Source organism: Pseudomonas baetica, assembly GCF_019733355.1.
Classification (GTDB): domain Bacteria; phylum Pseudomonadota; class Gammaproteobacteria; order Pseudomonadales; family Pseudomonadaceae; genus Aquipseudomonas; species Aquipseudomonas baetica_A.
Genome location: NZ_JAIHLQ010000006.1, coordinates 26741 through 49475, shown reverse-complemented (window position 1 = coordinate 49475; position 22735 = coordinate 26741). Strand labels below are relative to the sequence as shown.

Sequence of the window (22735 nt, the reverse complement as noted above, 5' to 3'; positions counted from 1 at the left end):
CTCGCTGGCTTCTGGCACGACCGAATGACGTTGAACATAAGGTCTCACTGATTCAGGAGGCCCTATGAAGCCAATTCAACTGCTCGTTATGAAACTCTGCACTGGCCCCAAAGCGTTGATCATTGAGCTTCCTGCGGAGCAAGAAGCCTCGGGCCTTCAAGCAAGCTTCCTCACTGTCGCCCTGAACATCTTGGCCGAGACCGGGCAAGCAGTCGCTGTCGTTGAAAACGGTGGAATGCGCCACTGCGCCCTTCTCAGTCCAAAAAACAATCTTGTGTTGGACTCCACGGGGATTCGCCCGCTCGAGCAGTTCAACGAGTATTGGCAGCGTATGACTGTCGGCAAAGCGACCATTCAGCAAATGACCATTGCAGACCTTGTATCGCTTTGCCCTCCCGAATCTGGTTTTTTCGCCCGCGCGCTGTCGAGCTTCGAGAAGGTCGTCGTGAAGCACTTGCCAATTACGGCGCTGGCACCGGCGATCGTTGGCTATCAAGTTCACAGCCGTGACCAAGAGCATTGGGCTGATCGACCCAGCTTTGAGATCCTCTCAATGGAAATGGCTCATCAAGATTTGGTCGAGGCCCGGGGGTCGCAACCCGACGCGGGCTGGTTGATGGTAGCGATCCTTGATGGAGACATTGAGGCCCCAACTTTTGCCTGACATAACTGCTCGTTCGCGTTCCTCCCCTGATTAACTCCTTCAAGCACGAGTCACCATATGCCACCTAAACAACCGACTGCCGATTCTGTGCCTCAAGCAGACGACATCAGCGCTTTGATGTCCAGGTTTGGGCCAGACACATTCCAACGATCGGGATACTGGATCACAGGACGGCACCGACTTGCGTAGCTGAAGTGATCAATTTTTGGGGGTTCTGGCACACCATGACATGACTGAAGATGACTTATCACTCAACTACAGGAAGTCCACACATGGCTAACTCTCTCACCATCATCCTCACCGAATTCAAGACCCTCGGTACTACCGAGACCCACTGCGGCTACATGGCCATGGACGATGGAGTCGAAGCTTGCTGCCGGGTTTCCGATACGTGGGAAGGCTTCAAGAGCAACTACCCCACCCTTGAGTCACTGATTGATCAAGTGATGGGGGAGCAAGTCTTTGAGCACCTGCAGGTGTCGTACACGGTTCAGGGCCTGGATATCGAGGTAGATGGAAATCACGGAATGTGCGAGCTGAAAGGAATCAGTGTGGTGGGGGCCGAGTTTCTTTACGGCCCGAACGCTGCGCTGGCCGCCTGACCGCTTGAATTGAATGAGCCCTCCCAACGTGGAGGGCTTTTGCTTTCTCGAAGGAAAATTTCATATGTTGCCGCTTCTGGCACACCTTAGGTGACAGGAAAATGAGCCCATTCTGAAATTCAACGGAGACTCATTTATGAAACCCACCTACACCTGGACTAATCAAGCTCTCGCGCTCCTCGGTACTGATACTGATCGCGCTGTAGCCGCAAAGCTTGGGATTACCATTGGTGTCGTCTCCAGCAAGCGTACTCGGCTCAACATCAAGCCATCCCGGTCCAAGGGTGCCCCGGAGCATGGGGCGCTTCCAGCCGCGCCTAAGGCTGCTCCCAAAGAACAATCTACACCCAAGGTCAAGTTCTGGACGGTTGATCGAATCAAACTCCTCGGCACTAAAAGTGACTATGAACTCGGCAGGATCTGGGGCGTGAGCAATAAGCGTGTCACTAAAAAACGGGCTCAGCTGCAAATCTCGGCTTTCAACACCCACGCCCGCATTGAGTGGACTGAAGACAAAATTAAGATGCTCGGCACCATGCCGGACAAGAGGCTGGCCAAACTACTTGGGGTCAGCCGGAGCTGCGTAACCCTTCGTAGAAGTGAACTTAAAATCCCTGCCCTGGTAACTCAACAAGAAGTGGTATGGACTGAGGAAGGCCTCAGGTTGCTCGGGACGATGTCCGATAAAGACGTCTCTTCAGCGATAGGCATCTCGAGCAGCTCCGTTGCCTACAAGCGCCAGCAACTTCAGATCGGCGCTTTCGTTGGTGGTCGGGCCAGTAGCTGGACACCCGAACGTGATGCAATCCTCGGCACGATGACCGATCGGGAAGCTGCAGATCAACTGGGCGTAACCCTACAGACAGTAATGTTGCGGAGGAACGCATTGAGCATCGAAGCTCAGACCCCAAAACCTAGGCATCAGTGGACTGAAGCACAGGTGCAAAGACTAGGTACCGTTCGAGACTCCGTGCTGGCCACAGAGATTGGGGTTTCGCTCAACGTGATTGGCAACAAGCGCAATCAACTCGGCATTGAACGCTTTGCCGCTTGAGCCCCTCGACAATCTCAATAAGCTGCCCGCTGGCGCACCAAGGAAATGAAATGGCACCCTCGACCGAGGAACTCCTCAAGACTCTTCAGGAAATGCACCCGGAATTGAAGTGGGGCACTTACCCTCTCAGTGATTACGACATGTACGCAGAACTGGATGCGCCTGAAGTGCTCGTGTGCTTCGGCAGCGAAGACTTAGATCTGGAGTACGGACTGGTTGACCCCTGCTCGACCTTCACTGGAAAACGCTGCCTCCCGGCACACTGGGGGATCTCTGGCGAAGCCGCCGAAATGATCCAGGCCCACAACAAGGTGTTTGTTTCCAAATACCCGAACTTTGACGGACCAAGGGCCAGCGGCGAAATTCGCGAATCTTAATTTTCAAGAGCTTCTGCCACGCGCAACACACTATGACAATGATGACCATCAACTAAGAGGGCGCATCATGCGAAATCAACCAGATTCAGCACAAACACTGAGAGGGGCGAAGGATGTTGGATCACTTGCCCCCCTGGATCGCATCCGCTTGCGCGCTCAACTGGGGATGGCCGACGATGTCACTGCATCTAACATCCGTCGAGCCACAGCACTGCTGATTCAGCGCATTGCCGACTACTACACAGTCATCCAGTACACGGGCCCTTCCTACGTTTACGGTAGGGTCAATAGCGATTACCCCTCAGCTCTCAAGGCTACCGCCAGTCACAACTACATGGATGGCTCTTGGAGTTATCGAGAGATGACTCCTGCTCATCCGACCTGCACGAATGAGTCACTCTTCAATGAGGCTGGCTGGATGTGCATCGACACAGCATGCCGCCTGGCCGCCTGGGAGATGTCTGAAGAGGTACCAGAGGCTCGCCCGATCCTCGACCAAGCCCGATATGCGGTGAAATCCCTTTGCGAGGCACGTGAAGTCTCAGAGTTGAACTGGCAATCATCGCGCCGGCGGTTGGGGACACCGGGCATTCAAAAGGTCATCAAGCGCATCACCGCAAAGCTCCGATTCGTCCGAATTGGCAAGGGTGCAGTCAGGCCGGTCGTCATCCCACAAGAGTTGATCTCAATGGTCAACTCTTACCGGAATATCACTGATTGGTCTGCTGAAGATCAACAAGTCGCACTCGCCGGGTAACGGCATTTTATTCACCCACTTAACGCAGGTATCAAACATGAGCAGGATTTGGACGGTAGTTCGTTTCCCAAATGGCAGCTGGAGCTATGGCGGGTCGCCAAGCGATCCTGACTATTCGGAGTGCGATATCTACTCAATTGAAGCTGTCAGCCCTGAGGCGGCAGTCAAGTCGGCTCAGTCAAAACGCTATGCGAGCCTTCGCAAGGCAAAACGGCAGGCCGATAAGGATGCATCACCGCCGGCAGCACCTATCTGCTAATTCTGCGGGATTGTGGCACACAGAACATGGCCACAGAATTACTCCGTCAAGCAATGACTTGGTAACAACTGAGGAGGCAGAGACCATGCTGAAGAGCGTCAAGAGAGTGTTGGCCAGGGCGTTAGACCGAGCAGGCCTTGCCGTGGCATCTGCGGAGCACGCGTATAGCCACTTCGGTGACGATTTCACACGCTGGACGGTGTGCACGCATTGGGCGGAAGGTTTCTTTGAAGGTCTGGCCATGGGAATGAAAGAAGTGCGCTCCCACCAGCCCTCCTTCAATCCCGATTACCAGCCAAGCGTACGATTCAAAGTGGCAGGCAACAATCTGCTGGTTGAAGTGGACTTGTCCACCGCCGACGGCACCGTTAAGCCGGTTCTGAGCACCCTGAGCTACGGCGAGGCAATGGCTGCCGCATCGGGACTGAAAACGCTGCGCGGTACCGGTGTATTTGCACTAAATGACGAACAAGCTGCCGCCTTCATTCGCGCCACAGAAGAGCTCAAGGCTGCCCGTATCTACGAACCACCAAGGTCGCAGAGCACTACTCGCCCGGCCACTCGATAACTGACACAGAGGAACACAATATGATCCAGGCACCAACCATCAACACTCAAGCGGCTCAAACCAACCTGACAGCCATCGCAGCCTGCATGGACGAAATGGCAATTCAGATGATTGAATCTGCCGACGTCCTGCGCACATCGGCAATGACCAGCGTCATCGGTAACTCGATTGCAGTGACCGTGAGCGGCATGAAGGATCGTGCACATCAGATCCAGGGTATGACTGCCGAATTCCGCCTCTCTGGTGACATGGCAGCTTTCGATGCAGCCTGCCAGCTGGCCGGCTGGCATCCAGATCCACAGGCACTCGAAAACCTTCATGGCGCTCATTGACTGTGTGGCGTGAGCCCGCGCAGTCCGTATTACTCGCTGCTAACCCGTGGGTGAAGGTATGCGCCCTGGCTTTGACTTGGCAATTTGGTGGGTTGGCCGCTTGAAACAAGCCTGCGAGAACCTGCTCGATTGCCAATATTAGAATTCAATTTCCGGTGGCATCGCCGCCATCTTTTAGATATACCTGTTCCTAACGCAGCCACCAGGATTGGCTGGGGGCATCCGCCTCCCGGCAAAAAAAATGAGTAAAACCGGAATTCTCGACAGCAAGGACTTAGCTAGAGGGGTCGATATCGCTTCATCTCTGGACTTGAGATTCGAATCCAGGCGAGAGAGGCGAAAAGCGCGGATCCACCTGACCCTAATCATCGCAACAGCTGCAGTGACCGCAGTTAATCTGCTACCCGGGTTCCAGGCACCACTGATCTGGGCCGGCTGCGCAGTCTCAGCTTTACTCCTCGCTCGCAGACTCCCCACGGTACGATCCTCACTTCGCAGGACGGCGGCCACCAAAGAATCAGCTCTTCAGATCCAGTCTCTCCTGATTGAGTCTGGCCATGACGAGCAAGCTTTCGCATTCAAGGTCTCCAAGTTTCAACCCAAAATGCGTGTTCGGGTTGTTACGGTCACCAAGGACAACTGCTTATCGCTACGTACCTACAGCGTGATGCCGGGCTCAACCGCAACGCTGGAAATTGAGAACCGCCAGGTCTACGTCAAGAGCTGGCTGGGTAAGACCTTTGGAGATAAGTGGACCCAGCTGGCACAGGACCGCGGTATCTCCACTCCGAGGGCTCGATCTCCTCAGCTCAGATTTAAAAGCCACCCAGCAAACACCCCTGGAATGACTCATTAATCATGGACTAATGCTTCCTGAATTATTCCCACTAGGTGGTTCTGGCACATGCTGGGAGACCTGATGATGGCTCCATCAACTTACAGATGGAGTCATCACTTGAACCAGCTAATCAATCTCGCCACCCGCGAAGGCATAAGCTCTGCTGAGCTATTCGCTACCTTTGACTCCGACATCGCCGGCGAGACCTTCACCTTCGCGATTCATCGTCACCTCTCCTCCAGCACTCACATCAAGGTATCTGAGCTGCACACCGGTATGGGTGTTGCTGAGATCCCCTTTGAAGCCCTGGTACCTACAGAGTCGCCAGTCTTTGTGGACACTGAGCTTGCTTTGCAGGGCCAGAACGCCCTTGAGCAGCTCATCAGTAACCGTGGCGAGCAACTGGTCGCCAACGTTCTGATCAACAATCGGTTGGTTGCACAAGTGCTCAACGAGCGCGGGCAAATGCATTGAAGGCCACTCGACTGTGGGTACCTGAACCAGCGGACGCATGGATTGGCTACTGTCGGTATGAACCTAGTGCAGGCGGGTGCGTTACTCACTTATTTCGCTCCGCCGGGACAACAAGCCTTTGCGGCGTAACCCTGACTGAAGACACAGGGCAAAACTATGCCGTAGCCGGATCTGTCAGCTGTAAGCGCTGCACCAGGATCATGGTGAATGCGCTGAGCACGTCCAAAACATCCTGAAATTCGGGAACCTGTTTTGGCTGGCGTTTCGGCTCCATATCAATACTATTTAGCCACTAGGCATACGGAATAATGATATTTCGGGGTGCTGGTGGCACGCACAAACAAGCCTAAAACTGTGCGACATGAGCCGAACTCGACGGCATGAAAAGAGGAACACATGATGACCACACCCAAGCTAGCACCCTTCAATAGCCGCACAGCTGACAAGTTCGTTGTCCGCCTCCCTGACGGAATGCGTGAGCAGATTGCCGACATAGCCAAAGTACACCATCGAAGCATGAACTCCGAGATCATTGCCCGCCTGGAGACTAGTTTGGCGGAAGAATCCCAAGCAGCCGCAATTCAGGTTGATGCCTCCAGCCTGACTGCAGGCGAGAAGCAACTCATTAAGGCCTTCCGGAACATGCATGGCCCGCACCAGAAAGCCATTCTGGAATTGATGACCATCAAGCCGGCATTAACCGAAGTTTCCCAGTCGCGCGTTGCCTAACACCAACTCGCACAAAGCCCGGAAGAACCTCGTAAAACGAGCTAGCTCCGGGCTTTTTTATGTCTATCAATCGCCACCACCGACGTCCCGCTCAGAAATAAGGAGAAAGGTATGGACCACGATTTAGAGCACTGTGACAGTTGCTGGACCGAACTCGAAGCTTCACAAATTGGACTGTGTGATAGCTGCCAAGGCGAAGAAGGAGTCATCGTTAAGGACGCAGGGCCCTCCGTAAACATCATCAAAGCGGCTTTTCGAGACGCCAGCTTTTTTTCCCGGCCAGACACCAGATTTTCCAAGAAAGCACACATCGTGCTGGATGGTTCAAATCCCGCCTGTGGGCTTCGAACAGTGCTTTGTGACAAAGAGCCAGCAGTGGGAATTTCAAAGTTCCTCCGGTGCCAGCGAAAGGGTTGCTGTGAGCACTGGCCGACGGCGGTTCCGGAGGACAAGGAGTTCCATTAGGCAATTCACCTCAACGGCTTCTGCCACATGAAAGACCAGTTGACCATTGCTCCATTAACTAACTGGAGCAAGTCCTGATGAAAACAGCACAAGCCACCCCCCTAAACCTCAACCAGGCCTTTCATCTCTATAACGCTCAAGGCGTTGTCCGAAATGTGAGCGCTCGAGCTCGGGTTTGCATTCAGGGCCGATCGGAGCAATTTGTTAAGGTCATCCTTCTCGCTGATTACACAACCTCCTATTGGGATCCTAAGCTCGCAAGCGCCTATGCAGTTGCTGCAACGTTTGTCCTCGACGGGATTTCCGAGCGTTCCTATCAAAAGGCTGTAGACCATGCCATTCGACAACACGGGCGAGGCCCAAACGGCCAAAGCCAACGCTCTGAGATGCAGGCGCTGTGTGACTTGATCGCGAGCGGGAGCGCGGTGTGCATCCAGCGGGATGTCGACCTGATCACCACCCTGCAGCAATGCAATCTGCTTGTTCCTGCAATGGAGGCCACTTTGGCTGCTATCCCAGCCCAGACTATGTACGACGCCGATCGTACTGTTGCTGGGATCAAGGGAGAGTTCACTGCTGATCACGTATCGCAGCTGGTAAGCATCACCATGGGTGAAGGCACCACTAACTTCTCCCGCGAGCGTCTCGAACAGGAGTCCGAAGGCGGCCAGCATGCCAACTGGCGGTTCGAACAGAACAAAGTGGCCGCGTAGAGCATACCAGGGGGCCCGGCGCCCTCCCCAAATCAGGAAGGTCTTCATGCGCAAGCATCATCCACCGTTCGCCAAGCACGCCCCGCACATCCAGGCCGCTCTCGATCGTGCCAAACAAGAAAAGGCCGATGGCGTGATATCAGGTTTTCGACTTGTGCATGATGGTGCACAGCTGCTGCCAAAGGCCGGCGGCTTCACATACGGCCGAATCGGCTTTGAAGACGAAACACCCATCCAAACAACTCGGATCAAGACTGTTGGTGCCGATATCATCACGACGGACAGTGGTCGTCGCTATGTCATCGCCGATTACCACGACGACGCCGCTGCCGATCTTAAAGCATTGAGAGCCAACATCCGGAATCGAAAGAAGAACCCAACATTGGTTCTTGCGAGCTAGAAAACCCGGGTGAATTAAATCTGTTCCGCCCGCTTCTGGCACACGTTGGACGCTCTTCTAATAGGGGTATCAACTAATCAGGAGCGCAACATGGAACACATCATCACCCCAGGCAACAAGTGGATTCCCGCGGCGAAGATCGTTGCAGAGACACCAACCACGGGTGACGAGAGCGGCTTCTACAAGCGCTTTGCTGGCGGCATCCTCTTCTACTCCCTGGATGGACAGGTCTTTGCCTGCTTGGTCACCAATCGGCATGGAGAGCGCTTCTTCGTTACGGCCACTGCGAGGGTTGAGGGCATCTTATTCATGCACAGCACCTGCAGCATCACGGAAAAGAAGTTAGGGCTGACTGGACTGGGCCTTCGGGCAGAGCTTGAGCTCGCTTCCAACATCGTCGATGAACTGGACTTCCTCAAGGCTAACGGCACCATGCTCAAGCTTGGTGTGACCTTCGACCAGTACGTTGCCATGGCCAACCGCGAGACAACCACGCAGGAGTGCCTGGCAGCATTTCATGAGGCTGGCCTCACAACTGAACTGCAAGGGATTGAAGACGACGGCTACCTTCTGGCAACACGTCTGGGCCGCACCATGCTTCACGCCGCTGGCTACCAGAATGCGAGCGGCATGTGGGTAAAGACGCCAGACAAAATCGCAGCCTAAGTCCACGCGGGGGATTCTGGCATGCCTGAATCCCATTCAATCTTCAACTTCTAGCCATCCAGAAAGTGAGCCAATCATGAAATATCTGTTCTGCAACCGCGTGAACTACACCTGGGCCGGGTTCGTACTGAGCATTCTGTTATCGAACGTTGCCGTCCTCGCCCTGCTGCATACCGGTCTGATTCAGGAAGCGCCGAACGAAACCGTTGCATTGGTTTTTGCATCTTTGGTCGTAACCCCGCTGATGCAGCTGGCTCGCAAACACTGGTATCCCGATGCCGACAAAAATGCGAAATGGTCACTTACTTGGGCCGATGCACGCATCTTCATGCTGGCCTTGCTGATGGACTGCCTGGCGCGCAGTAGTGCAGCTGCGCTGCTTAGCATGGTGAGCTCTGTTGACCCCTTAACCCCGGCGCTCACCCAGGGCTTGTCTTGGGTAGCTTATGTTGTGGCCGCGGTCCTGATCGGGCGATATTTGACCCAGCGTATTCAACCGGCGCCGTTGCTTGCTAAAGAAACCCGAGTTTAGAGGGTTTTGATCCCCAGTTTGGGTAGCACTCAGAGCGCCTGGGTCAATAGACTGAGCCGAACAGCAATTTCATTTTCGACACCGACTTCCGGGAACTGGAGGAACAAACCATGAAGGATTGGGTATCTTGGGATCGTAAAGGCCGCCCAGTAACTGGCTTGATTGATGTCCGCTACAACGACGGAAAGGAGTTTTTCAAGAAGCTCGCAGAGGATTGCTATTGGGGCACCGACAGCCTAATCGCATTCTGGCGCAAGGCTTAGGATCCTCAAGTTCGCGCGACAATCCCAATCTAGTTGAAGGTGGTTCTGGCACACCCAGGCTCACCCCACAATCCCCTCATCAACTTCTGAGGGAACTAAAAATGCAACTGATCGACAACATCAAACGCTCCATTCAGGCTGGCATCGCTCTGAAGAACTTCAAGGCAGCGAATGGAATGGATGGCCGCATGTGGTCGGCCGATTTGATTATCAATGGAGTAAAGGTCGGGCACCTGGTCGACCAAGGTCTGGGACACCTCGATACGTCATGCACTGACGAGGCGGTATCAGCTGTGTGCTCTGCACTCAAACAATCAGGCTACGACCTAGCACCGGGAGACGACTTCCCTCTGCCCGTACCTACCAATGACTTCGGTTTTTTTGAGGAAGCTATTGGGCTTATGGCCGCAGAGTTGGAGGATTTGAAGGCTCTGAGGAAATCGATCAAGCAGAAGATTGTGTTTGAGCTGAGCGACGGTAAAACATACGAGATTAAGGCCGCATACACCTCGATGCTTGGCGAACTTGTACGCAAGGAACATGGCGACAAGCTGACATGCATCATCAATGAAGAGCTTGCCGCTCTCTAAGTAGACTGCCCGCCGGGACGGCGGGCCACCACTCTCTCCAGGAATGCAACATTGAACACTTCAACACTATCTACCAAGGCGGCAGCCCAGATCCCGATGGTCCCGGGATCGAACCTCGATGCTTATTTGACCGTGATTCACTCGATACCAAACATGAGTGCCGAGGAAGAGCGACGTTTGTCTGAGCGACTTGTAGAGCACAATGACATGGACGCAGCGCGCCAACTCGTTACATCCCAGCTTCGCTTTGTCGTGCATATCGCGCGAAGCTACTCAGGATATGGGTTGCCTTTAAGCGATCTGATCCAAGAGGGCAACATCGGGCTGATCAAAGCCGTGAAGCGATTCAATCCCGCAGCTCAGGTCAGACTCATCACTTTCGGAGTCCACTGGATTCGCGCAGAGATCAACGAGTTCATTATCCGCAACGGTCGAATGGTGCGCCTGGCGACCACAAAGGCTCAGCGAAAGCTGTTCTTCAATCTGCGCAAGCAACCCCGGTCCCGCAACTGGCTTACTGCCGATGAGACGAGGCACATCGCCGACACCCTCAATGTGAGCGTACTCGACGTTAAGGAGATGGAGACGCGCATGGCAGGTAACGACACGTCGTTTGACCCTGCCGCAGATGCAGATGATGAATCGGCATACCTCACCCCGGCCCATCAGATTGGAGACCACCGTTACGATCCTGCCCATCAGTACGAGAGTGAGGCCGACACTTCGATAGATGATTTGCATGAGGCGCTCAACAGTTTGGACGAGCGCAGCCGGGACATACTTGCGCAGCGATTCCTGTCGGAGAGCAAAGCGACACTCCATGACTTGGCGTCCAAGTACAACGTATCAGCTGAGCGTATCCGCCAAATCGAAAAGCTGGCCCTAGCCAAGCTCAAGGTCGCCATTCCTCTGGCAGCGTAACCCTGGCGGAAGTCGAGCGCTCTCCTACAACAGGCCTGGTGGGTAATCAAAGTTTCAGCTCACGGGCTGTGCGAGCCTTCACGTTACTCTGGACATGGTCAGCGCCTCGCTTCGGGGGCATGCGGGGCTTGTTCAGGACAACTTCTACCACCGATGCGGGCATAACGCCCTGGTACGGCGCCGCGGAAGAGCACTGGCAATAGCCGCCGAGCTCTCGGCTTAAACCTACCCACTTCTGGCACGCGGGGCTCCGACTGAGAATTATGGTTCTCACAAAAGGAGCCCCAGGATGAACAAGGTTACGTTCTCTCCAGATGCCCGCCTGAACTTCACTATCATCACTGCGGATGAGTGCAAAGGCATCTATGGCACTGCCAATTACGGTGACCGCCGGCAACAAACCCCAGTTCAATGGGTACCTTCTGAGCCAGTGCTCCAGACCGAACAGGTCAACTTTCACCTATCACGATCAAAATGCTCCGAAGGTCATGAAGAGATCGACGGTGACACCAGGCGCGAGCTTGAGGCGAACGTCGAGCGATGAATTCCTCAGCCTGCTACTCAAAGGGTATTGCGCCGAGGAAGCGGCCAACCTATGTAAGGCCACGCTCTGACATCTCTAGCTTCATGTTGGTAGCCCCAGGTTCAAGCTAGGCTTTAATGCAAAGTCCTTCGTTGCACGCGTGTAAGCTAAGGCCATGTGCCAAGACAGAAGTCAGGAATACCTCATGTCCGATCCAGCCGTAGTTGCCGCGCTGTGCCTCTTGCTTACCTGCACGCCCGCACTTGCCCAGAACCCAGCGCGGGGTTGCGTTCTGCTTAACCCTGTTCAGCTGAACGTAGTCACAGCCAAAGATCTATCGTCTAAAGATCTTTGCACCCGCGACGGGAAAACCATCAGCTCGGTCAGCGTCGGTAATTCCCAGGCGTGGGAAGGCAAGCTTGTTCCACCTTATAACCGCGTAACCATGCGGGCTAAAGGCGAGCCTGTCGAGACGATCGTTAAGTTTCAGACCCCCAGCGCGACCTATCAGGTCCACATCAAACCATAGGTGGCTTGTCCCCCGGTTCTGGCACGTCAACATCGGCTGTTCAATGGAGTAACTCACTCCTAGGAAATGCTGCAATGTCATACGACCCGGACCAAACTATCGACCGGATGGTCAACTACACGGCAGAAGTGGGCGGACACCGAAACCGAACAGTCCGACTGAATGATGGCAAGGTGCCACTAACTACGTGACATATAATTTTGCACAGGACGATCAGACCAAAGAAATGGTCGCTAACCGCATTGCTGCACTCTGGAACCTGACCCAGGGAATCGGAACGGCAGATCTTGAGCATCTAGTTTCAAAAGGGATGACACTCTCCAAACTGATGGATATGGCGCTGGAGAATATCCGCAACAGGGGTTCTGCCACACCTGGTAAGGCCAAACAATAGGCCCATCAACCAAACAGGTGACCCCATGAAATCAGCAGCACAGCAAACCCCACTGTTCTCCTCTTCCCTACTGGTGAGTGCCGGCATCACAGATCTGTCGAAGATTGTCAGCCTATCCTTTGACCTGCAGCCGCAGATCAATAAGCGCTCCATCACCTACCGCGAGCAAACGACGGTGTATGTTGATGACATGGTGGCTCAGGTTCGCCTAGTCGTAAAGCTCAAGGTTGAAAGCAAAAAGCGTGGGGCTAAGCGAGTCCAGCTGCCGGATAGTTACCCTGACCTACAGGTGGCGCGCCTGGTGGGCTACGACCCTGTGAAGCATGTCTGGGGGACTGTGAGTCATACAACCAACACCCTGCCTGAGCCAGAGCTTCATGAAGCCTGGCAGGCGCATCAAGAACTTGAAGCTGTCCGAGCCGGCATGAAGCAGAACGACCCTTACACTTGGTATCCCATCGCTAAATAGAACGCGAAGACCGCACTAGCAGGGCTCGCCCTGCTTTTGGGGGAAGGTTAGGCACAACCGCCTTACCTATCCTGAAAACCGCGACCCCATTTTGGGTTTGTCCTTGCCCCTCCGAACCTCATGATGCGTCGGCCCTAACGTCAGGTACGTATTAATGAGAAGCCCCACCCTTAACAAAGCTCGCCTGCCATGGAGACGAGTAGCACTCTCCGCCATGATGATTGCCCTCCCGGCCTATGCAACAGCTAAAACGTTGGAGGTACAGAACCTCCAGCCAATAACCTCGGGAATGAATGGAATTGTTGTCCTCAAGGTAGTGGGCTCAGCATCTTCCTGTACCTATATGGGGAAGCTGGTTCAAATAGCAGCCGGCCAACCGAATGAGAGATGGGTCGTAAAAGCTGATCAGCGCGTCTGCCTAAAGTCGGCGCGTGGGGATATGACGATGGCAAAGGTTGAAGCCCTGGCTCCAATCAACACCTTCCCGATTCCGAAAGAGAGCAACCTCACCCTTTACATCCGGGAATAGGTCAGCGAACACACTGGGGGCGGATAAAAAGATTCCGCATGCAGAATCTTTCTGTGAGGGTTGGGGCACATCTGTTTACGGTTAAGACTTACCGCACAAATTCAGAGCGAGTGATGCGTAATGGGACACCCAACCGCCTACAAGACCCTATCTGGCCTGCTCAGGGCCACGGAGAGGGTATTAAGGGACAGCCACCAATCGATCCGCCACACATTCGATGGTTTGTCCCGGGGGATGTGGCTCAAGAACGCTGAGTATGTTGCCGATACCCAGTTTGGGGATACTAGCGGCGTTGCTGAGCTACGCCGTAAGTGGTCCACGAGCCGGCCCCAGGACTTAATAGGCGGGAATGCTCTCTTCGGAATGCCATTGCCTACACGTGAGTACGCAGCTGGGGACAATATACCTGGCTGCGGATTGGTCCAGGATGTCCATGGCGAACAGCTCAAGATCAATGGACATTGGTATCACAAGCGGTGCTTTAGCGCCAAGGGAACAGCATAGAAACCGGGCACCTATCGTGCACCAATCCTTACTGTTTCAGCACACCGGCAAAGATGGAAATCAGATTTCAGGAGCTTCACCAATGAACCGCACCACCACTCTGCTGCTTGCCGCAGTCGCGTCAGCTGCAACATTAAAGCTGATCGCGAAGACCCAGGCTCAGGGCACTGATGTAATTCTGGCCACGGCGAAGATGGTTCGCAACGATATGCTGGCGCTTGAGGCGCATGTCAAAGCTACCGGTATTGATGTGGGCCAAAACCCACTGTTCCATATGGTCCAGCATGACTATCCGTCTGCAGGCCCTTTAGCAACTCTGCCGGCATAAGCGTAGAACACATAGCTGAGGTACCAACAAATGACCGAATTCAACAGCCAGTACGACCGTGCCGTCTGGTCTCAGAAGCTGGTCACTTACTACTTCATCGACGTCAACATGCTCACACAGGCAATCCATAATGCCCTGCCGATGCCCGCGCGGGCAGCACACCCGCCCGAGCACATCGCCGCCATGCTCACAAGTGACTTGGCCATGTTCCCCGAGCGCGGAGCGGGCTGGTACCGCAGCGTTGGTAGCCGGGAGTTTCTGGGGATCATCCTGTTTGTCCGACGTTTCAGCCGATGGATGAAGTCTCTGGGCGCCTCGTTAGGGTATGACGTCGACTCTATGCTTATGGAAGATGACTGGGTGGATTCACTCCCAGAGCTCCAGCCCGTACTTTGGGGGCTGATGGATCGTGTCCGCTCGGACCTTCAATCCGCGAAAGCGATTACTGACATCGGGTCAATCGAGGCCGCATTTCAAGTGCTGATTCGTTCTGTGGACGCGGGGGAGCACCCTCACCAGACCTTTGTAAGGGCTGAGAGAGTCACCCAAGGACTTCGGCTAGTTGGTTGAGAGCAACAGCAGGGCTTCAACGCACCACCCGGTTCTGGCACGCACCAAGTTGCCGCATGCTGGCTTCATATTCAACGGAGCCTGACATGAAATACCCAAGCCCGCCCCAACTCCAAGCCCTGTACGAAAGCAACGAAGAGCTCATTCAGAACCTGACTCAGCAAATGGTCATTTCTGCCCAAGACATTCAGGGCATCAACAAGAACATTCTGACCCGCCTGGCGAGTGATTTCTGGGGAATGATCTCTTCTAACGCACGGGCTGAGATGATGAGTCACAGCCACCACTTTGTGCGTAGCTGTGCCCGGATAGGGCAGCAAGATCTTGAGAAGGCCCTGGCAACACCAATTGCTGACCTTTCAGAAGGACACCTCGTAATGCTGCGGCAAGACCTCTGTCGGCGAGCGGCTGAGATGGAAGCCGATCCCGTCATCCAAAAAGCGGTTCTGGTTCGAGGTTCAGCTGAAAACGCTGATCTGGCATCCTTGAATGTTCAGTTACACGCCGTGCGTTGTCGCCTGGCCGCAATCGGTAAGCCCGAATCCCCCAAAACCTACATTTGGATCTGAAAATGGGTACGTTTGCCGCTCAGACACGCAATAGCATCACCTTCGGTGTGAAGGTGCAAACTCGCACCGCCCCGCGCACCCTGAAGATCCGTTCGGTTTTCACCCGGCACAGCCGGGCGGTCACAGATCGGGAGTGCTCCGCAGCTGCATCCGACATTGCCCTGACTCTGCGCCAGCAGCTGCCTGTCCAATGGCTGCTTGAGGGTGGTGACAGTTTCGATTTTGATCTGGCTGCCATCATCGACGGCCTTGATGCAATCAAGCCATTTGGCTACCCAGAGGATCCACCAGGTTTAGCCCTTGATGATCTGAACGAGCAGCTAGCCAAGCTGCTTGATTGGGCTGACGATGCTGAGATAAAGCTCATTCCCTGAAGCTTTACCCATGATCGACAAGCACGGCTTCTGCCACACTGTGATCAGGGGCAATGTGTCTCATCAATTTAGAGGCATTTCCCATGCATAACCGGCTCAATCATTCCGAAATTCACATAGTGCGCGAAGCGGCCGTAATGGCAGTTTTCAGTCTTTATGGATATCTCGGTGCGGGCGCGCGTCTGATACGCGCTCTTGAGGCGCTTGCTGGGTCAAAGAATTACGTGGCAAGCCCATTCAACGAAAGAATGGACATTTTCCAGGTTTCAATCTTTGAAAAAGGCCCGGATGCCCTGTTACGCCTACAAGTTGTACACTCTCCGGACCATAATTCAGTGCACCAGTTGGCTTCGCTACCAGCTGATACACCTGGGTACTGGACCGCGGTATTGGAAGCCACAGCACTGAATGGTCCCTTCAGCTTGGTCTCACTAACGATTGAAGGCCAAGATATGAATCTGAACACACAATCGACGCTGTCAAATAGCTCAGCACAATGACACCGAAACTTACTCTTTTCCTACCGCTGGAAATCGACAAAGCCGAGGAACTTGCTGCTGTGGACTCACGGTCGGCTGAGTTATTCCACCAATGGTCAGTTCATGAAATCGCTAGTGCGGCTGTAATCCAGAACTCAACTGCTTTTGCTGGCCACAACCTCAGAGCTGACAAAACCGAGAAGGCTCTAGCCGAACTCATCAGCATCGGCATTCAGGTTGAGCGATCCAACGGCCAGGGTGAGTTTGGTCGGCTTATGGCCGCGCGCTTCAACCGAGATAACTTCAATACAGGCCTAAATGACCTTAAACGAATCCCCGCACGTCTTCTAGATCCCGAGCTGATTTCAAAGGGCGGTTTTGTTTTCCCCAATGGGGAGTGGAATTTTGAATTTAAGCGCCAGCTGTCAGCCCAGTTAAATCCCTTCACTGAGAAATTTGTTACTAATGACGGGAAAGAGTTCACCCTGACTAACCAGCAGGCCCGCACCTTCAGCGTTTTTCGAGGTGAGCTTGATGAGAGCATGGACGTCCAGGCACTGGCGGGGACAGGGAAAACCTATCTGATCGAGCGGATGGTCGATAGCCTAAGCAGGTATCGCCCTCTTCTCCTAGCGTACACTCAGGTTCAGCTCCAAGCCCTGATGGCTCGCATTGGTCCAAATCGTGTAACTGGGATGACTTTCGGGCAACTAGCTACCGAGTGTCTTGAGCGAGACCAGAGCAAGCCATATCGCCGGGCAGGTAAGCGCGCATGGTCTACCCACCAGCTCGCACCCTCACTGGCTGCTGAGCGCCTTGGGTTTGGGCCAGTAGGTTCAATGGCACCCTGGCAAGTGGCCCAGACATGCAACCGCATGGTGATGAGGTTCTGTTTTAGTCGGGACACAACGCTAGATACTCGCCACATCCCCCCATTGGATACCAAACTATCCGAGTTGGATAAAATCGCTTTAGCTCAATATGCCCAAGTGTTCTGGCAACAAACTATAGAGCCTACGGATCCTCGGATTGAAATGCCTCTGCGTGGTTACCACCGAATCAAGCACCTGGCGCTGGCGCTCGATACGTTCATAGACCCGGGCTACACCCACATCATCATTGACGAGAGTCATGACCTCACGTGGCCCATGTGCGCATTCCTGGATCGCTGCCCACAGCCCGTGATCACTCTCGGCGACGCATGCCAGAGGCTGGATGGAAACCTGAGCAAACGCTCGCCGGCGACCCGAAGCCGCGAGGTCGTTCACTCCATAAGGGCAGGTAGGCAGATTGAGGGTGTAGTGAATACCCTGATCGACCAGAATCCAGTGGTTCGAGTTGCCCACATGGAGGGCAGTCGAGAGCGTGACACCAAAGTCATCTACTACGACAACGCCGAGATCCCAACCGAGCCGGCCACGATACTCTGCAACTCCGAATGGGGCCTATTCGAGTGGTTCCAGCGCTTAGGCAATGCCGGGGCAAAATTCAGTCTTCTGCCAGGCGCAGACAAAGCGTTCAGGCTGTTCGTGCTTGATTGCATCGAGCTGTTCAACAAAAGCGTTCGGCCGTCGCACAGTGCACTGTTCAAGTACACAAGCTGGGCGTCCCTTGTGAAGGACATGGCCAAGGATGACCTGGCCTTTATCCGTATAGAACGCATGCTCAAGAAGGGTTACAAAGCCACCGATTTCGAAGCATCGCTGTTGTGGCTCGATGCTACTGGCCGCGCCCCTATCAAACTCGGACGAGTTGCGGATGCTCGAAACACAGAGGTCGACACTGTAATGCTCGCACCCGACCTCTTATCGAGAATTGAGTCCGGCGACCGAATGGGCGCTGCTAAGGCGCTGGCTGCCATTTACACCGGCGGCACTCGGGCACGCTTCAAGTTAATCGTACCTGGAGAGGTTCGTGATTGGGCTACGGATCTGTCTGCGAAATCCAAAAAATCCTAACATCCCCGGTTCTGGCACGCACGCAAGTATCTGATCCTGTTAGCTCTTTAGCTCACTGAGGCATTGCTATGACCAACCGGACAAACCCTTCGCTCGCGTCTCTCATGGAACAGGCCATTGAAAAAGGCTGGGTTCCTGACAAGAATCAATCTGACGGCAATCATGTTTTCGTCCCGGTCTGGCTCTACTCCTACGGATATGAAGCGGGCTGCCGTGTCCACGGACAATTGATCAAGGACGTTCATGACAATGGGCTGCCTAAAGATCTGCTCGCCTCTCTCACGCTGAATCCCGGTGATGCCTATGTTGGCATGGTCGACATCATTGATAGCCTGCCAGGTGGATCGTCAGAGCGGGATAACCAAATGCTCATTGCACTGATGTTCAATTACACCCGGGGCACACGACTCTGGAGCACTCTACCCTCGTATAACTCCGTCCCGGGCATTCATGTAGTCTTGGTTGACTGGTACACCAGGTCCAATCAACACATTCTCGTGCAAGCCGCTTCGATCCAGCCAGGGCTCATGACTCCTCAGCAGATTGCTGATGCCAGCAGAATGGCGGTGGAAGCGCACCTTGCTCGCCACCCCAATGAGAGACCTCGCAGCAGGGCGCAAGCACATTGAATTTTGGCAACGTGTTTTGGGTAGTTGTGCTGGCACAGTGATGTTTTAATCAATTTGCCCAGGGGTGGGCATGCAAGTCACCAGCTTCACGGCCTTGAGCACGTTGCAGGAGATTTCGAAGCCTTCGGGCATCCCCAAAATTTATGGGCCCACGCCTACACCCCCAGGCGTGGGTTTTTTTTGGCCTGCGATTCTGGCACGCCGCAACTAGCTTGATGATTGGCCTCATTCAATTAGCCATCAGGATCCAGGTCATGAACACTGCCACCAGCAAATCGAGTTGCACCATTCCACCTAAATTAGATGAGCGCGAGACCGAAATGCTAGCGACCCGTGTCCGCGCTGCGTGTTTTGAATCACTGGGTTGCGCTGATATGTCGTACCCCCGGGCGGGCGTTTCGTTTGAGCAGGATGGACGCTTTACTAAGGCCAAGCACAGTGGCTTTACGGTTGCATCTATGATGGGTCGTTTCTCGAAAGAGGTGCTGCTCAATACCATCCGCTCGAATATCGCAGATAGCACCCGCCAGGTCGCGAATGAAGTCTTCCCCAGACTGAAGAACTCACTGATGCTTCCGCGGGGCCACGTTATCGGCTACGACGTCGACGCAAGCGTGCTTCAAGTTGCACAACGAGGTAGTCGCAGGATCACCGCCTATGTGTTCCGGCCGCTGGGATCTTCCGGGGATTCTTTCTACAGCGAAATTCACTTGGATTTGCAGGCGTGCCAGGCACAGATCACTTTCAAGATCGGCGACCGGTGGGGCGGCGGCCCTACAATCCTTCCTGCTAACCTAGGGACACTTCAGGCCGACACCTATAGCGAACTATGCGAAATCGTGTCACTTACCTTTAATGGGGCTTATAGCGCACACCTTGCTGGTAAGACTGATTCAGATCCTCAGGTCGAGACGTGTCCAGTGTGCAATGGTGCTGGGGACAAGCGGATCGGTTGGACGAATCGTTATAAGTGCCGTGCATGCGACGGATCTGGCAGCTACCCGGATCCAGTTCGAGTGGCTGGCCTACTAGACTCACGAGAAGCCCAAGCGCTGTTTTACGCAATAGACGCAGCCAGTCATCGTGACGGCATGGTCATGGCTGGATTATCAAATCTTGGTCTGGTTAGCGGGTGCCGTAGTGGAGACAACGCTTCCCACCTTACTGAACTGGGGATTGAAGTGAAGAAGGCGCGCGAAGCTTCTGGCGATTCGGCGAAAGTTGGTTGAACCATGCCCGTACAGCGGCAGACGCGCGACGAAAAAGAAATGGGTGTTTTGGGTGGTCATTCAAGAACAAGCCGTTACTCTGTAGAACAGGTGCCAAGGATGACACCCAGTCTCATCGTGTTAAGTAATCCGCGTCCCCTCCGCGGTCCTGAGCCGGATGACCTACTCCCCTGGGTCATCCGGCCTTTTTTTGTCTTCAATTCGGTCAGCAGCCAACCGCCCCTTGATGAACTTCACCCCTTGCCGGTAAAAAAACAGACAAGAGAGCCCAAGTATCTTGAGTAGGGTTAGTGACCAAGACCAAATTAGTCCCAGGATAAACTTAACCTTTGCGGGTTCTATCAATCTAGTTTCGTTTGCCGACAGCTCCCACGTTTCGCTTCGAGGGACTGTCTTGCTTTGCCACCAGTCGTGAAGATCCTGCATCTGCGCTTGAGACTCCATGATGGCCGCTGGATCTGAGCTGAGGCTGACGACTTTCACAATGGCGTACTGACCTGTAAAGCGGTGCATGGTGAAGCGGTAATTACTGCATGCGGCTGAGTCGGTGTACTTCTCAAGCGAAGCAAAGATCACAGCATTCGCGCCATTCTCCTGAGCCTGAGCCACCAACATCCCGCGGGCTTGATTGGGATCGTTCGACTGTGCCCAGCCATCCCCGGTGGTCATCATGACCTCCATCCCTTTCGGAGCACCGGATTTCGACCAAACAAAATTGTCGGGATTGGTATAAATCAGGGTTGGTCCGATTCCTGGAAGAACATGCCTGGCCTTCGACCCTTTGGGGGACGGAGTAGGAACGAAGGTCACTCGCTGGCCGGATGTCAGAGGCTCGCCACCCTTGACGTCCTTCTGATGGACGAAATATCGCTCGCCATCATCACCGCTGATGAAACCGTAGCCTTTCGAGGCAACAAAACTGATCACCTCACCTTCAATACTGCCGGCAGCGATTTTTTCCTGATCCACAAACACATCCTTTAAATCCGATGTGGGGGATTCTACCGGCATTGAGCTGACACAACTCTAACCGTGGTTGTTCTTTTGCTGGGGGGGTTCTGGCACATGCGAGGAGGCATGAATATGGCTCCACCAAACACGCACTGGAGCTGTCACCATGTCCACCACACTCTTCCCATATCACCCAACTACAGGCCTGCGCCTGGAAAAGACCATCGAGTTCATTCCAGCTGGCGTACCTCAGCAAATCTTCAAAGAGGCCGGCAAGACGCAGTTCGAGTTTACCGGCGGCTCGCAACTGAACTGGGACGCATCTGAAACTCAGCAGGTGGGTGATGATGTCTACCTCGCGGACTCTGATGGCACCGAGTGCCTTCTTAGCGAAGCAGTTTGGAGTGAGATTGAGGGAGATAGCATCGCTATTGAAACCCCCGGCACTCACACCTCAGTGGTGTGTGCGAACTCCCTTCGAGATCAACTTCGGGAGCTCGCAAGCTCCGCTCGTGAAGCTGTGCTTGACGTTGAGCAGGGGACTGATCCAGAGGCATCTACGATCGCGCTGAAAGCCCTGCTTGTGAAACTCGGCCTGTGGGAAGAGTTCGAGCCGGACGCTGAATAAACAGACTGCTGTGGAGCCTGCGGGCTCCTTTCATCCGGAGGAAACATGACTCCTACTTCAACACTACAAAATGAGCCAGCATCTACAGCTCATGTCCTGATTTTTGCTGATGTTCACGATCTTGGTAACATTTCGGATGGATTGATTGGCCCAGAGTTCTACCCTTCGGCCCACGCGGCATTGTTGCGGTTTGTTGGGTATGCCCTCCCACATATCACTGCAGATCAATCGCTGTTTGATTCATGCGCTGCACGACTTGCCGCTGAAGGGCACGGTGAGTTCCAGGAACCCGGTTCTCTGCAATTTGAAAACGTGCAGTCTCTTCCCACCGTCGCACTTGAAGTGTTGGCCGACACATACGCCAGCGCCAGGCAGTGGGATAGCTACCAGTGTTTCTTCAAGATCGCTCGAATCCCAACCTGACCGACCTCCCCTCTTGCTTATCGCTTCGCCACGCCAGACGGTTCGAGGGGAGCTCAAGACCACGCCACACAACCAGAAGTCCTGAAAATGCTGCCTCGTTTTGGCTGGTGGCACAAAGCCTTTCCACACACAATCCAATTACCAACTCATGAGGGCAGGACAATGACATTCGACCTGACGCGGTTTCTGGAAAAAGCTGGCACTGTCGCAGGAATCTCCGGGGCTGTGCTCTTGTCGTTGAATGTCACCTACTCCTCTTACGGTTACGTGTTGTTCTTGGTGAGCAGCGCGATGCTTGCTGGTCATGCCGGTAGAATAAAAGCTCGCTGGCTGCTCACCTTGCAAGCCTGCTTCCTGCTGACAAACATGAACGGCATCTATCATTGGATCCTTTTGCCCGCGATGGGTGGTCAGTAGCCGCCTGCACTCTCCAAGAAGACATGAT

33 protein-coding genes are annotated in these 22735 nt (G+C 54.2%); 32 read left to right on the top strand and 1 reads right to left on the bottom strand.

What is annotated here, in order from left to right; translation table 11 throughout:
* The first annotated feature begins 64 nt into the window (after positions 1 to 64).
* The 29 genes from K5E40_RS07645 (at position 65) to K5E40_RS07505 (ending at position 20288) form a co-directional block, all read left to right on the top strand.
* Complete coding sequence (locus K5E40_RS07645) at positions 65 to 664, top strand: hypothetical protein (RefSeq protein ID WP_221730301.1); 600 nt, start codon at positions 65 to 67, stop codon at positions 662 to 664.
* A gap of 272 nt (positions 665 to 936) precedes the next feature.
* A complete protein-coding gene (locus K5E40_RS07640) occupies positions 937 to 1266 on the top strand; it encodes a hypothetical protein (RefSeq protein ID WP_078465977.1) in 330 nt (109 codons plus the stop codon).
* A 136-nt stretch (positions 1267 to 1402) separates the two neighbouring features.
* Positions 1403 to 2320 (top strand): hypothetical protein, encoded by a 918-nt coding sequence (locus K5E40_RS07635; protein WP_221730300.1) that lies wholly within the window; start codon positions 1403 to 1405, stop codon positions 2318 to 2320.
* Between the two features lie 50 nt (positions 2321 to 2370).
* Positions 2371 to 2697 (top strand): hypothetical protein, encoded by a 327-nt coding sequence (locus K5E40_RS07630; RefSeq protein WP_011923145.1) that lies wholly within the window; start codon positions 2371 to 2373, stop codon positions 2695 to 2697.
* A 67-nt stretch (positions 2698 to 2764) separates the two neighbouring features.
* Complete coding sequence (locus K5E40_RS07625; protein WP_011923146.1) at positions 2765 to 3454, top strand: hypothetical protein; 690 nt, start codon at positions 2765 to 2767, stop codon at positions 3452 to 3454.
* Between the two features lie 344 nt (positions 3455 to 3798).
* Positions 3799 to 4281: a hypothetical protein gene (locus K5E40_RS07620; RefSeq protein ID WP_194941095.1), complete on the top strand. Its 483-nt coding sequence runs from the start codon at positions 3799 to 3801 to the stop codon at positions 4279 to 4281.
* Positions 4282 to 4301: 20 nt separating this feature from the next.
* Positions 4302 to 4613: a hypothetical protein gene (locus K5E40_RS07615; protein WP_116827200.1), complete on the top strand. Its 312-nt coding sequence runs from the start codon at positions 4302 to 4304 to the stop codon at positions 4611 to 4613.
* A gap of 955 nt (positions 4614 to 5568) precedes the next feature.
* Entirely contained in the window at positions 5569 to 5925 is a 357-nt protein-coding gene (locus K5E40_RS07610; protein ID WP_078465972.1) for a hypothetical protein, read from the top strand.
* 396 nt (positions 5926 to 6321) lie between these two features.
* A complete protein-coding gene (locus K5E40_RS07605; RefSeq protein ID WP_011923151.1) occupies positions 6322 to 6654 on the top strand; it encodes an Arc family DNA-binding protein in 333 nt (110 codons plus the stop codon).
* A 542-nt stretch (positions 6655 to 7196) separates the two neighbouring features.
* Positions 7197 to 7832: a hypothetical protein gene (locus tag K5E40_RS07600; RefSeq protein WP_221730299.1), complete on the top strand. Its 636-nt coding sequence runs from the start codon at positions 7197 to 7199 to the stop codon at positions 7830 to 7832.
* A gap of 46 nt (positions 7833 to 7878) precedes the next feature.
* Complete coding sequence (locus K5E40_RS07595) at positions 7879 to 8232, top strand: hypothetical protein (protein ID WP_078465969.1); 354 nt, start codon at positions 7879 to 7881, stop codon at positions 8230 to 8232.
* A 90-nt stretch (positions 8233 to 8322) separates the two neighbouring features.
* Complete coding sequence (locus K5E40_RS07590; protein ID WP_078465968.1) at positions 8323 to 8898, top strand: hypothetical protein; 576 nt, start codon at positions 8323 to 8325, stop codon at positions 8896 to 8898.
* Positions 8899 to 8974: 76 nt separating this feature from the next.
* Positions 8975 to 9430 (top strand): hypothetical protein, encoded by a 456-nt coding sequence (locus K5E40_RS07585; protein WP_194941092.1) that lies wholly within the window; start codon positions 8975 to 8977, stop codon positions 9428 to 9430.
* Between the two features lie 110 nt (positions 9431 to 9540).
* Positions 9541 to 9693: a hypothetical protein gene (locus K5E40_RS07580; protein WP_161952149.1), complete on the top strand. Its 153-nt coding sequence runs from the start codon at positions 9541 to 9543 to the stop codon at positions 9691 to 9693.
* Positions 9694 to 9794: 101 nt separating this feature from the next.
* Positions 9795 to 10283 (top strand): hypothetical protein, encoded by a 489-nt coding sequence (locus tag K5E40_RS07575; RefSeq protein ID WP_221730298.1) that lies wholly within the window; start codon positions 9795 to 9797, stop codon positions 10281 to 10283.
* 51 nt (positions 10284 to 10334) lie between these two features.
* Positions 10335 to 11204, top strand: a complete 870-nt coding sequence (rpoH, locus tag K5E40_RS07570) for an RNA polymerase sigma factor RpoH (protein WP_221730297.1) — start codon at positions 10335 to 10337, stop codon at positions 11202 to 11204.
* Between the two features lie 289 nt (positions 11205 to 11493).
* Positions 11494 to 11748 (top strand): hypothetical protein, encoded by a 255-nt coding sequence (locus K5E40_RS07565; protein WP_221730296.1) that lies wholly within the window; start codon positions 11494 to 11496, stop codon positions 11746 to 11748.
* A 184-nt stretch (positions 11749 to 11932) separates the two neighbouring features.
* Positions 11933 to 12256 carry a hypothetical protein gene (locus K5E40_RS07560; RefSeq protein WP_221730295.1) on the top strand — a complete coding sequence of 108 codons (324 nt, stop codon included), beginning with the start codon at positions 11933 to 11935 and terminating at the stop codon, positions 12254 to 12256.
* A gap of 187 nt (positions 12257 to 12443) precedes the next feature.
* Positions 12444 to 12650 (top strand): hypothetical protein, encoded by a 207-nt coding sequence (locus K5E40_RS07555; protein WP_221730294.1) that lies wholly within the window; start codon positions 12444 to 12446, stop codon positions 12648 to 12650.
* 25 nt (positions 12651 to 12675) lie between these two features.
* Positions 12676 to 13119, top strand: a complete 444-nt coding sequence (locus K5E40_RS07550; protein ID WP_078465962.1) for a hypothetical protein — start codon at positions 12676 to 12678, stop codon at positions 13117 to 13119.
* 214 nt (positions 13120 to 13333) lie between these two features.
* The gene (locus tag K5E40_RS07545; RefSeq protein ID WP_221730293.1) at positions 13334 to 13648 is read left to right on the top strand and encodes a hypothetical protein; all 315 of its coding nucleotides are present in this window, start codon (positions 13334 to 13336) and stop codon (positions 13646 to 13648) included.
* 586 nt (positions 13649 to 14234) lie between these two features.
* A complete protein-coding gene (locus tag K5E40_RS07540) occupies positions 14235 to 14480 on the top strand; it encodes a hypothetical protein (protein WP_169904097.1) in 246 nt (81 codons plus the stop codon).
* 30 nt (positions 14481 to 14510) lie between these two features.
* Positions 14511 to 15050, top strand: coding sequence for a hypothetical protein (locus tag K5E40_RS07535; RefSeq protein WP_078465958.1), 540 nt, complete (start codon positions 14511 to 14513; stop codon positions 15048 to 15050).
* Positions 15051 to 15136: 86 nt separating this feature from the next.
* Entirely contained in the window at positions 15137 to 15619 is a 483-nt protein-coding gene (locus K5E40_RS07530; RefSeq protein WP_078465957.1) for a hypothetical protein, read from the top strand.
* 2 nt (positions 15620 to 15621) lie between these two features.
* On the top strand, positions 15622 to 15993 hold the full coding sequence (locus K5E40_RS07525) for a hypothetical protein (RefSeq protein ID WP_078465956.1): 372 nt from the start codon (positions 15622 to 15624) through the stop codon (positions 15991 to 15993).
* An 83-nt stretch (positions 15994 to 16076) separates the two neighbouring features.
* On the top strand, positions 16077 to 16493 hold the full coding sequence (locus K5E40_RS07520) for a hypothetical protein (RefSeq protein WP_153045976.1): 417 nt from the start codon (positions 16077 to 16079) through the stop codon (positions 16491 to 16493).
* Positions 16490 to 18430 (top strand): AAA family ATPase, encoded by a 1941-nt coding sequence (locus tag K5E40_RS07515; RefSeq protein WP_169904098.1) that lies wholly within the window; start codon positions 16490 to 16492, stop codon positions 18428 to 18430. Before K5E40_RS07520 ends, K5E40_RS07515 begins: the two co-directional genes overlap by 4 nt.
* Before the next feature lie 104 nt (positions 18431 to 18534).
* Positions 18535 to 19059 (top strand): hypothetical protein, encoded by a 525-nt coding sequence (locus K5E40_RS07510; protein WP_221730292.1) that lies wholly within the window; start codon positions 18535 to 18537, stop codon positions 19057 to 19059.
* A 254-nt stretch (positions 19060 to 19313) separates the two neighbouring features.
* Positions 19314 to 20288 (top strand): hypothetical protein, encoded by a 975-nt coding sequence (locus tag K5E40_RS07505; protein ID WP_221730291.1) that lies wholly within the window; start codon positions 19314 to 19316, stop codon positions 20286 to 20288.
* Positions 20289 to 20450: 162 nt separating this feature from the next.
* Here the strand turns inward: K5E40_RS07505 and K5E40_RS07500 are convergent, their stop codons facing one another.
* Positions 20451 to 21257: a cold shock domain-containing protein gene (locus tag K5E40_RS07500; RefSeq protein ID WP_221730290.1), complete on the bottom strand. Its 807-nt coding sequence runs from the start codon at positions 21255 to 21257 to the stop codon at positions 20451 to 20453.
* A gap of 148 nt (positions 21258 to 21405) precedes the next feature.
* Here K5E40_RS07500 and K5E40_RS07495 point away from each other — a divergent pair, with 148 nt between their 5' ends.
* The 3 genes from K5E40_RS07495 to K5E40_RS07485 all read left to right on the top strand — a co-directional run bounded on the left by K5E40_RS07495 (position 21406) and on the right by K5E40_RS07485 (position 22707).
* The gene (locus K5E40_RS07495; RefSeq protein WP_011923172.1) at positions 21406 to 21867 is read left to right on the top strand and encodes a hypothetical protein; all 462 of its coding nucleotides are present in this window, start codon (positions 21406 to 21408) and stop codon (positions 21865 to 21867) included.
* 45 nt (positions 21868 to 21912) lie between these two features.
* On the top strand, positions 21913 to 22290 hold the full coding sequence (locus K5E40_RS07490) for a hypothetical protein (RefSeq protein WP_221730289.1): 378 nt from the start codon (positions 21913 to 21915) through the stop codon (positions 22288 to 22290).
* Between the two features lie 162 nt (positions 22291 to 22452).
* Positions 22453 to 22707, top strand: a complete 255-nt coding sequence (locus tag K5E40_RS07485; protein WP_078465949.1) for a hypothetical protein — start codon at positions 22453 to 22455, stop codon at positions 22705 to 22707.
* Positions 22708 to 22735: the final 28 nt, after the last annotated feature.

Excerpts from the sequence above, each read along its gene's own strand:
- K5E40_RS07625 (WP_011923146.1), top strand. The coding sequence starts at position 2,765 with ATGCGAAATCAACCAGATTCAGCACAAACACTGAGAGGGGCGAAGGAT.
- K5E40_RS07560 (WP_221730295.1), top strand. The coding sequence starts at position 11,933 with ATGTCCGATCCAGCCGTAGTTGCCGCGCTGTGCCTCTTGCTTACCTGC.
- K5E40_RS07620 (WP_194941095.1), top strand. The coding sequence starts at position 3,799 with ATGCTGAAGAGCGTCAAGAGAGTGTTGGCCAGGGCGTTAGACCGAGCA.
- K5E40_RS07515 (WP_169904098.1), top strand. The coding sequence starts at position 16,490 with ATGACACCGAAACTTACTCTTTTCCTACCGCTGGAAATCGACAAAGCC.
- K5E40_RS07575 (WP_221730298.1), top strand. The coding sequence starts at position 9,795 with ATGCAACTGATCGACAACATCAAACGCTCCATTCAGGCTGGCATCGCT.
- K5E40_RS07495 (WP_011923172.1), top strand. The coding sequence starts at position 21,406 with ATGTCCACCACACTCTTCCCATATCACCCAACTACAGGCCTGCGCCTG.
- K5E40_RS07630 (WP_011923145.1), top strand. The coding sequence starts at position 2,371 with ATGGCACCCTCGACCGAGGAACTCCTCAAGACTCTTCAGGAAATGCAC.
- K5E40_RS07635 (WP_221730300.1), top strand. The coding sequence starts at position 1,403 with ATGAAACCCACCTACACCTGGACTAATCAAGCTCTCGCGCTCCTCGGT.
- K5E40_RS07540 (WP_169904097.1), top strand. The coding sequence starts at position 14,235 with ATGAACCGCACCACCACTCTGCTGCTTGCCGCAGTCGCGTCAGCTGCA.
- K5E40_RS07585 (WP_194941092.1), top strand. The coding sequence starts at position 8,975 with ATGAAATATCTGTTCTGCAACCGCGTGAACTACACCTGGGCCGGGTTC.
- K5E40_RS07505 (WP_221730291.1), top strand. The coding sequence starts at position 19,314 with ATGAACACTGCCACCAGCAAATCGAGTTGCACCATTCCACCTAAATTA.
- K5E40_RS07595 (WP_078465969.1), top strand. The coding sequence starts at position 7,879 with ATGCGCAAGCATCATCCACCGTTCGCCAAGCACGCCCCGCACATCCAG.
- K5E40_RS07605 (WP_011923151.1), top strand. The coding sequence starts at position 6,322 with ATGATGACCACACCCAAGCTAGCACCCTTCAATAGCCGCACAGCTGAC.
- K5E40_RS07520 (WP_153045976.1), top strand. The coding sequence starts at position 16,077 with ATGCATAACCGGCTCAATCATTCCGAAATTCACATAGTGCGCGAAGCG.
- K5E40_RS07640 (WP_078465977.1), top strand. The coding sequence starts at position 937 with ATGGCTAACTCTCTCACCATCATCCTCACCGAATTCAAGACCCTCGGT.
- K5E40_RS07535 (WP_078465958.1), top strand. The coding sequence starts at position 14,511 with ATGACCGAATTCAACAGCCAGTACGACCGTGCCGTCTGGTCTCAGAAG.
- K5E40_RS07590 (WP_078465968.1), top strand. The coding sequence starts at position 8,323 with ATGGAACACATCATCACCCCAGGCAACAAGTGGATTCCCGCGGCGAAG.
- K5E40_RS07525 (WP_078465956.1), top strand. The coding sequence starts at position 15,622 with ATGGGTACGTTTGCCGCTCAGACACGCAATAGCATCACCTTCGGTGTG.
- K5E40_RS07530 (WP_078465957.1), top strand. The coding sequence starts at position 15,137 with ATGAAATACCCAAGCCCGCCCCAACTCCAAGCCCTGTACGAAAGCAAC.
- K5E40_RS07580 (WP_161952149.1), top strand. The coding sequence starts at position 9,541 with ATGAAGGATTGGGTATCTTGGGATCGTAAAGGCCGCCCAGTAACTGGC.
- K5E40_RS07485 (WP_078465949.1), top strand. The coding sequence starts at position 22,453 with ATGACATTCGACCTGACGCGGTTTCTGGAAAAAGCTGGCACTGTCGCA.
- K5E40_RS07545 (WP_221730293.1), top strand. The coding sequence starts at position 13,334 with ATGATGATTGCCCTCCCGGCCTATGCAACAGCTAAAACGTTGGAGGTA.
- K5E40_RS07565 (WP_221730296.1), top strand. The coding sequence starts at position 11,494 with ATGAACAAGGTTACGTTCTCTCCAGATGCCCGCCTGAACTTCACTATC.
- K5E40_RS07490 (WP_221730289.1), top strand. The coding sequence starts at position 21,913 with ATGACTCCTACTTCAACACTACAAAATGAGCCAGCATCTACAGCTCAT.
- K5E40_RS07645 (WP_221730301.1), top strand. The coding sequence starts at position 65 with ATGAAGCCAATTCAACTGCTCGTTATGAAACTCTGCACTGGCCCCAAA.
- K5E40_RS07600 (WP_221730299.1), top strand. The coding sequence starts at position 7,197 with ATGAAAACAGCACAAGCCACCCCCCTAAACCTCAACCAGGCCTTTCAT.
- K5E40_RS07510 (WP_221730292.1), top strand. The coding sequence starts at position 18,535 with ATGGAACAGGCCATTGAAAAAGGCTGGGTTCCTGACAAGAATCAATCT.
- K5E40_RS07550 (WP_078465962.1), top strand. The coding sequence starts at position 12,676 with ATGAAATCAGCAGCACAGCAAACCCCACTGTTCTCCTCTTCCCTACTG.
- K5E40_RS07615 (WP_116827200.1), top strand. The coding sequence starts at position 4,302 with ATGATCCAGGCACCAACCATCAACACTCAAGCGGCTCAAACCAACCTG.